Source organism: Pedobacter sp. 01T416_2 (assembly GCF_056398925.1).
On record NZ_JBFTQI010000172.1, the window covers coordinates 1 to 8,860 of the forward strand.

5 protein-coding genes and 1 pseudogene are annotated in these 8,860 nt (G+C 40.3%); all 6 read right to left on the reverse strand.

The genetic code is table 11. The features are described from left to right. Positions 1 to 2,420: glycosyl hydrolase 115 family protein (locus AC1DPQ_RS09580; protein ID WP_477609004.1), on the reverse strand; the 2,420-nt coding region annotated here is incomplete at its 3' end. A 5-nt stretch (positions 2,421 to 2,425) separates the two neighbouring features. Next, a complete protein-coding gene (locus AC1DPQ_RS09585; protein ID WP_477581834.1) occupies positions 2,426 to 3,553 on the reverse strand; it encodes a glycoside hydrolase family 88/105 protein in 1,128 nt (375 codons plus the stop codon). 18 nt (positions 3,554 to 3,571) lie between these two features. Next, a complete protein-coding gene (locus AC1DPQ_RS09590) occupies positions 3,572 to 6,475 on the reverse strand; it encodes an exo-beta-1,4-galactosidase (RefSeq protein ID WP_477609006.1) in 2,904 nt (967 codons plus the stop codon). 95 nt (positions 6,476 to 6,570) lie between these two features. Then, positions 6,571 to 7,362, reverse strand: coding sequence for a rhamnogalacturonan acetylesterase (locus AC1DPQ_RS09595; protein WP_477581838.1), 792 nt, complete (start codon positions 7,360 to 7,362; stop codon positions 6,571 to 6,573). Between the two features lie 154 nt (positions 7,363 to 7,516). After that, the gene (locus tag AC1DPQ_RS09600) at positions 7,517 to 8,284 is read right to left on the reverse strand and encodes a rhamnogalacturonan acetylesterase (RefSeq protein WP_477581839.1); all 768 of its coding nucleotides are present in this window, start codon (positions 8,282 to 8,284) and stop codon (positions 7,517 to 7,519) included. A 148-nt stretch (positions 8,285 to 8,432) separates the two neighbouring features. Continuing rightward, positions 8,433 to 8,860, reverse strand: a pseudogene (locus tag AC1DPQ_RS09605) (glycoside hydrolase family 2 TIM barrel-domain containing protein); the annotation flags it as partial.

The window sequence follows — 8,860 nt, forward strand, 5'->3', positions numbered from 1 at the left end:
TTGGTTATGGTTATGCCCGAAGCGTAACCCTGTAATACATTCTGTTTCCAGATATTATTTTCTGAAGCCGGAGAAATGTTAATTACCTGCGGTTTGTCGTTATTTACCGAAATGGCATAACGCACTTTAATGCCGTTATTAACGCCCTGGGTAGGCAAACATTTCACTTCGATCTGGTGTTCGCCTTGGGTTTTAAAATCAACTTCGTAAATAGTGAGGGCGGCATTTTGAAGCGCTGTTTCCCCGAATGGCTTAAAAGTAAAAGGATAAAGAGAAATCCCATCGCCTCCCAAACCAAGTCCTTTTAGGGTTTGTAAAGATAGCCCCTTTGGCACTGATTTTTCAGCATATTTAGCCGCACCTACAATAATTTTATTTTCAGATTTCTCGGTAATGTCTGATGATTTCGTCGTTACAGCATCGGCCACTTTTGGCATTTTAAAAACGGCTAAATCGCGTGGTTTCCAGCTCATCATTCCGTTCCATTTACCGCCTGCAATTTCTTCATTGTATTTTTCGGTAATCAACTGAATCTGCTCAAAAGCACCCTTCGATTTTTTCGAATAACTTAAAGCCGATTGATCGCCGTTTGCGGCTAAAACCAGACTTTTCTTTGCATATAAAATCTTCTGGTTCATCAGCATGGCACCTTCAACAGGATACAGGATTAATTCAAAAAAGGCATCTTTTAAACGTGCTGGCATCTGATTATTTAAACTTTTGGCCTGATCATAAATCTTTTGATATGCAGCCAAACGTTCTTCGGCCTGGGCATCGGTAAAACTAACACTGGCCATGTGCTCAGGTTTAGCGGCTTGTGCCAAGCGATAATAAATTGCTTTTATTTCGGCAATGGGTTTTGCAAATTCAGTACCGAAAGTCTCAGCAGCCCAGCTTTCGGCATATTTATCCGCATTTTCGGGTTTCCATTGGTTTACATTCCAGGCCAAATCCATGGCAAACTGCGTTTCCATCTCGGCAGGCTTAATATCACCCACATTTATAACCCAAAGTCGGTCGGCTTTATACTGGTAAGCTTTGCTTAACTCGTACGAAATTAATGATGGAGAAATTGAAGAAAGCCACAAATAATCTTGTGGAGCACCCCAATAAGAAATATGGTAGTACACCCCGCTTCCACCCGAGCGCTTTTGCTCTTCAGGGTTCGAAAGCTGGCGGATATAACCATGGTTATCATCAGCCCAAACAATGGTCACATCATCAGGCAGTTTTAATCCGGCCTGATACAAGGAAAGCACCTCTTTGTAAGGGCAAAAAATCTGTGGGATAGAACTTATGGGTTTAGTAATATTCTTACTGAGAATGGTACGCTGATCTGCAATTACCTCACCCAACAATTTCACTTTTTCATTTTTATCTTTCGGTCCGGGCATGCTGCCATCATGGATACCACGCATCCCCACAGTATAAATTGATTCGTAATTTTTTGCCTGTTTTACACGGTCGGTCCAATAGTTTGCAATTTCATTTTTATTCAGATCGTAGCGCCATTCGCCTGGTTTTTTACCATATTCGTGCTCGAAATTCTCAGCCCATTCGAAAACATTGTTCCGTAGCATCGGCTCACAATGACTCGAACCTAAAACAATGGCATATTTATCGGCCATTATGGGATTATTGGCATAATGATAAAATGCTTTGGTTGAAGGATGCATCCCCGGCCAGATATAGTTAGCTTTTAGCCTAAGTAGCAGCTCGAATATTTTAGTATAAGTTTTTGGGCCGATATCTTTCACATCGGTATCCATCATTTTAGCAGCCCAGGGTTGGATGCCCCAATCTTCATCATTGATAAAAATACCGCGGTATTTAACCGATGGCGATTCTACCAAAGGCTGACCAGCTTTTACGTATAACGATTTTTTTGTTGCCGGTTTCACATCAGCCCACCAACAAAGCGGCGATACACCAAGCATCCGCGAAAGTTGAAAAACACCATAAGCAGTCCCACGTCTATCGCTACCAGCAATCACCAAGGCCCTTTTTACTCCTTTTAAAGGATTTTCAATCACTGAAATAGAAAAAGTTTCCCATTTACCGGATAAAGCAATCCTGTTTATTTTCCCACTTTTAATTAATTGATCTATGTAAAACGACTGCCCTACAGTACCAATAATAATGGGATAAGCACTTAAAACAGGGTTATTTTTCAAAACCTGACTTGTTGCTCCCGTTATTAAGTGAATATCACCCTTAAAAGCCTCAGCAGCGATCCCAACAACTTCAGCATCATTTTCATCGATATAAATTGAGGCTGCTTTTCCTCCACCCACAATCGGGAAGGATGAAACACTGTTAATTTCAGAAACGGCAATGCCTATCCTTTGTGCTGTACTTTGTTTGGGCAGCAAGAACAACAACATCAATACCGATAAGCCAGCTAGATTTCTGAAATTCATTTTAATTACTTTTTAAGCTTGTATACCTCTGTTCCGGCCAATAAGAAACAACCCAAACCATAATCTTCAAAATCGGGAACGCTGGTATAACTTACCGGCTGTCCGTCTTTTGGCTCTTTCCCAGTTCCTTGCATATAACCAATAAAACCATTTTTTTGAACAGCATCTTTCGTCATAGCGTTCCAGGCTTTAGTGATGATCGGCAGGTAAGTAGCCTTATCTAAAATACCCTGATTTACACCCCAGGCCATACCATATACAAACAAAGCAGTGCCCGAAGTTTCTTTACCACCAAAATGTGTCGCATCATGTAAACTTACATTCCAAAAACCATCAGTGCGTTGGATTGGCACCAAAGCTTTGATCATTTCGTGATAGGTTTTTAAATATTCATTGCGGTGAGCTTCATTTTCAGGGGTAATTTCTAACACACGCACCAATGCGGCAATCACCCATCCGTTTCCTCTGGCCCAATAACAATCTTCGCCATTTGGTTCTTTATAAGGGGGCACAAAATCTTTATCGCGCCACCAAAGGCCATCTTTGGCATTGTACAAACCACCACCTTCAGTATTTTTGGAATGCATATACATTTTGTACATGTAATTGTAGTAGGCGGTATCGTTGTATAACTTACCCAGTTTGGCAAAAACAGGCATTCCCATTTGGATCGCATCAATCCATGTCCAATCGTTTACCTTGCCCGATTTGATTACCAGATCAATAGAAGCTTTAATGTCTTTAATGCGTTCGGGTTGTTTATCAATCAGGTAAAGATCGATATAGGTCTGCCCACAGGCCTGGTCATCAGCATTTTTTGTAGTAATACCATTTCTTAAACCCCAGTTGTGTTTTTGGCCCCATTGAACGGCATAATCGTAATATTCTTTTTCCTGATGGATTTTATAAAGATTCATCAATCCTTCGTAATATACTGCCCTTGTCCAGATATTGCTTGGGCGCTCTCTGTTGGTTATGATTGATTTCCCGGCATCAGGCCACTTATTCATAAAATAAGCATTAGTTGATTTCAATACTTTTAAAACCTCTTTTTTATTAGGGATTTTCTGTGCCAAAAGCAGTTGGACAGATATGCCGAACAGTATAACGGAGCTGAATATAAATTTCTTCATGTTGGTATTTCGCTTATCTTAATTGGTTTTTGGTTTTACTTTTAACTCATCCGGACTATCTTTTGTAAAGGTATCGAACTGAATTTTCGATGGACTTTCGAAGATATCTTTTACGGTGTTAAAAGCCACTTCATATTTTGGATTAAACTGGGCAGACATCATATACTGCTGTAAACTGAAATAAAGTTGTTGTGCAGCAGGAGCCTCTTTTAAATCAGGTGAGAGGTTGGCACTCGAAACCACTAATTTACCCTTGCCTATTTTTGCTTCGAAAACCAGCGCCAAACGGCGGTTCAAAAACCAGGTATCAATTGGTTGAATAATTGGCTTAAATCCTAAAGGAAAATCTTCGAGATTCATTACCTGCGATTTGTTTACGATTTCCCACCACTGCATATCGCTATGGAAATCGGTCGGGAAATTGTTAAAAGCTGCGTTTTTAGGATCACATAAAATGCCCAAAGTATGTGGCGGGCGCATTTTAAACCACGATGTATTCCAAAAAACAGGCAGAAAAGTCTGCACCACTTCTTTCCCTTTCACCACTTTGCCTGCTGCATTGAGAAAAACATTGCCGCCCTCGGCCAAAACGGCCTGTGCTTTGTCATCTAAACTGGTACAGTAATATACATTGCTTTTAACCTGTGGCAATTGCGCAGGGTAAACCCAGAAACTCCAATCGTTGGCAAATTCAGTTCCATCAACGATAACCTCCAGTTTCAGTTTTGTTGCTTTTGTAATACCATTTAACGGAAATTTAATTTCTCCGATGGCAATACAATTGGTAACAGCTAAGGTTTTAGGATTGAAACTGCCTTTTGCCACATTTGTGCCGCTTTCATCTTTGAGTGTCCAGGAGAGTTTTGCATTTTCAATAGGCGCCTTTCCGAAATGTGCCACTTCTACCGCAGCTGCTAAAGTTTCGTTATTGGTAAAAACAAACTTTGAAACTTTTAGCAAAGGCACTGTGCTATTAGAAAAACGTTTGAATTCTTTAGCGCTGATATAACCTTTTTCATCCCAAAAGGCATCCAATACGCCTACAAGTGCTGTTCCCTGTCCTGGATAATCATTTAGCGACAATAACTGATAGCCATTGTAATTCGGCGTACGTAATGCTTTTTCGATTTCATTTTTATAACAAAGGGCTTGTAATTTACCCGAAGCCATTAAAAAGTCATGTCCCTGATCGGCCATGTCGTGGTCTTTAAGATCTTCCTGAAACATCTCAAAATTTTTCGCACGATAAACACCTGTATATTTTTTTATTTCATCGAAATTAGGGAAAGCACAATACTGGCCCATTTCGTGTGCTACAAAAGGCACGGTAAACTGTTCGATCTGTTTGGCATAGGTAGAAATACTTTCTGGTTTTCTGCCCCAATCTAAACCCCTGGCACCAGCACGCACCATAAACTCGTTGTTCGGAATAACTGGCCAGCTACCACCAACTGATGCTCCGGTATATAATCTTCTCGAATCTTTAGCTTTCCAATAATTATTGAATTTGGTAAGGTAATCCACTTGTTTGCCACGTGGTTCATTTCCATAGGCCATCATGCAGAAAGAGGCATAATTGCCATAGTTTTTGGTCATACGATTGGTTTCGTCGTAGATAAACTGATCAATCGGTTTTCCATCTCCGATAGATGAACCATGATTGGCCCAGCTTGGTCCTTCTGGCTGAAGATAAAAGCCGATTTGATCTGCAGCGATAAAGGCAGCTTCTGGCGGGCAAAACGAATGAAAACGCATGTGATTTAACCCATGTGCCTTTGAAATTTTAAAAATGCGTACCCATGCAGCAACATCCATTGATGGATAACCTGTTAACGGAAATTCGCAATTGTTAACGGTTCCACGCAAAAAAACCGGGCGACCATTAATTTCAAAAGTTCTGCCTATGGCTTTAAACTCACGCATACCGAATTGTACCTTTTTCTCATCTTTCTTGCCATCTTTCGATAGTAAAGTAGCTGTTAAACGGTACAATGCCGGATCGAACTCATCCCAGGTGGCTATTTTATCGCCCATTGGCAAATTGATTTCCAAAGCACCGTCACCATTTGTAATTTGGTAAGCTGCTGTTAAAGGCTTAACCTGAAGTGAATTTTTGGTATTGAAAGTTGTAGCGGCAAGCGTAATTTTCCCGGTAGAAGATTGTTTAGCATTGGCTTTAAGCTGAATTTTAACCTTGGCAGATTTGTTCTTTAAATCGGGATAAACCTGAATATCTTCAAAATAAACAGGCGAACCGGCAATTACCTCCATTTTTCCAACTACACCATTCCAGTTCCCTTGAGTGTGATCGGTTAAACTATGTGAATCCTGTCCCACATTTATCGCTTTGATACGGTTATCGATCAATAAAGTGATGGTATGTTTTCCCGCTTTTAAATTTGCTGGGAGTTCGAAATTTTGTGCAACCACAAAAGTATACTGTGTTCCGATTTCGATATCATCTATCCAAACCTTTGTTTCTGAATGGGGATATTCTAAGGATAACACTAGTCTTTTACCCTTCCAATTGGCAGGAATTTCGATATCTTTTTGATACCACGCTGCGCCTGTATAATGTTTGGCGGGCGTTAACCAGAAAGGTATTTTTATATTACCTGGTTTACGGTATTTTTCTAACCGGGGATGAAAAAAGTACGAGCTATCATAAATACTTCCTGTCCATTTTGTTTTGAGGGTAATGTCATCGCCCTTTAAGTTTTCGGCCATTGAGCCTGGCAGATTAACGGATTCGGGGAGAACAGTTGAATACCATTTTCCTTTTACACCTTCATCTTTAGCATCAATTTTGAAACGCCATTTACCAGCAAGCGAAATGCTTTGGGCATGCATCTGCGTGATGCTTAAGAATATAAAAGCAATGCCTATCAGCACTTTGAAAACTCGGTTAACCTGTATCTGCATAAAATTGAACGGTTTATCACCGCTGGTATTTGGTTAGGCGGTTAAAATAACACAATATTGGCAGGAAAGCATCCTGTAGTATCCTGCCCGATGGCTTATTTCAGGTAGCTATTCAGTTTATTGTTTTTTAATTTCTTTAGGCCTTCTACAACAGCAGCTGCATTTAACTTTGCTCCTGCTTCGTTGGTGTGTGTATGGTCTTTCTCGGTAAAAAATGCTTTTACCTCACTCGCGCTTAAAGCAGCATATTTATCTTTAATGATCTGATTCAATGGAATGAAATCGACTTTTTCGGCTTTTGCCACCTCTTCGGCCCAGCTGGCATAACTATCGTTGGCCAGAACTATAGCATTATCCTTAACCGGATTGCGTGGAATAGGTGAACATACAATCGCTGTTGCGCCTTTAGCTTTAATATCGCTGATAAATTTGCGCAGGTACCAACCGTAGGTATAAACCACTTCCTGCTTTTTCTTGATCGGGTTGTAAATTTCTCTACTTTCCGTTCCGATGCCTTTTATGGTACCACGGGCACGGGCGGTATCGTCTAATGGGCTGCTATCGTTATGGCCAAATTGCATCATCACAAAATCTCCTTTCTTCACCTTAGCCAAAACCGCATCCCACAAACCATTGGTTTGAAAAGTACGGCTGCTGGTACCGCCAAGTGCATTATTTTCGACATTGATTTTTTCGGAATTAAATAAATCTCCGATAAAGCTTCCCCAGCCCCATAAAGAACCATCACCCTTACCTTTTCCGTTTTTAACGGTCGAATCGCCAATGAGGAATAAAGTGGGTTTTACCTGCTGTTTTAAGATAATGCAGGAAGAAAAAACAATAAAAGCAGTTAAGAGAATGAGGGATAGGTATTTTGTTGATTTCATGATTATTGCCCTTCGGGATTGATTACACAGATTAATTTATTACAGCCTTCGGTGTGATTACACCGATTGTTGGATTACAACCTTCGGGATGATTACACCGATTGTGGGATTACACGGATTTATATGGTCTTTTAGCTTTAGTCTTTCTCCTTTATTAAAGCAGATACTTTTTCAAATTACAATCTTTTAATTCCCTGATTCCTTCCACAACAGATGCGGCGTTAACTTTTGCGCCTTCTAAATTGGTATGGGTATGGTCGCCAGGGAAATAGAGTTTTACCTTATCTGGGCCGAGTGCATCATATTTATCAGCCGTTATTTTATTCAGGTCTACAAAATAGGCATTTTCTTCTTTGGCAACTTCAGCGGCCCACTTCCCGAAATCGTTATTGGCTCGAACCACTTTACCATCTTTAAAAATATTTCTGGGGATCATCGAAAGTACAATCGGTGTGGCGCCTTTTGCCTTAGTTTCACGCACAAATTTGCGGATATACCAGCCATAGGTATGTACAGTTTCTACCTTTCCATCTGGCCAGGTTAATACTTTGGTTTCTTCGCCGGTTCCTTTTAACACACCTCTTCTACCTGCTTTTGTGGTATCAGGAACACTTCCATCATTGTGACCGAATTGCATGGTAACGAAATCACCCGGTTTTAATGTCTCCAGAACTTTATCCCATCTGCCCTCCGATAAAAAGGTACGGGTACTTCTTCCGGCCATTGCATTATTTTCTACATGGATTTTTGTGGTATCAAATAAAGAAGCAATCGGTGTTCCCCAACCCCAGGTTTCTTTGTTCGAGTTGCGGACTGTAGAATCGCCTATGGTATGTAATGCAGGTTTATCGCCTTTTATAAATGCCGAAGCCATAAAAATGATGGCTATTGCGGTAAGTAGTTTTATGGGTGTTAATTTCATTTTATTATTATTATCAATGTTGACTATTGGTTAATTTGAGTGCTGTCATGTTGAGCCTGTCGAAACACCTTAAAGCATATTTAGAAAAGTCCTTCGACAGGCTCAGAATGACAAATCTATATTTATTACACAGTCTCGAAAACCGACATTATTTATTACCCACTTCTAATTTTACAGCCGCACCATCAAGTCCATCTGCGGCAGCTTTAACTTCAATGGTTCCAACTCCATTACCCTTAATAAAGGCCATACAAACACCTTGGTAAGCATGTCGCTGTGTAGCTTTATACATTTCGTGACTGGTTATATTGCCATTGTCAACAGCATCGATAATTCCACTGACAGAAATGGTAAACTTAATCAGTTGATCGGCATTTGGGCAAATATTTCCATTTTCATCGTAAATTTTTGCGGTTACAAAAGCCACGTCATCCCAGCTGTTACTGATTTTGTTTTTATCTACTGATAATACAATTTTAGCTGGCTGACCTGCGGTTTTAAGTTCTTCTGATGAAACTATTTTGCCTTTATTTTTACCAACCGCTTTAATACTGCCTTTCTCGAAAGTTACATCCC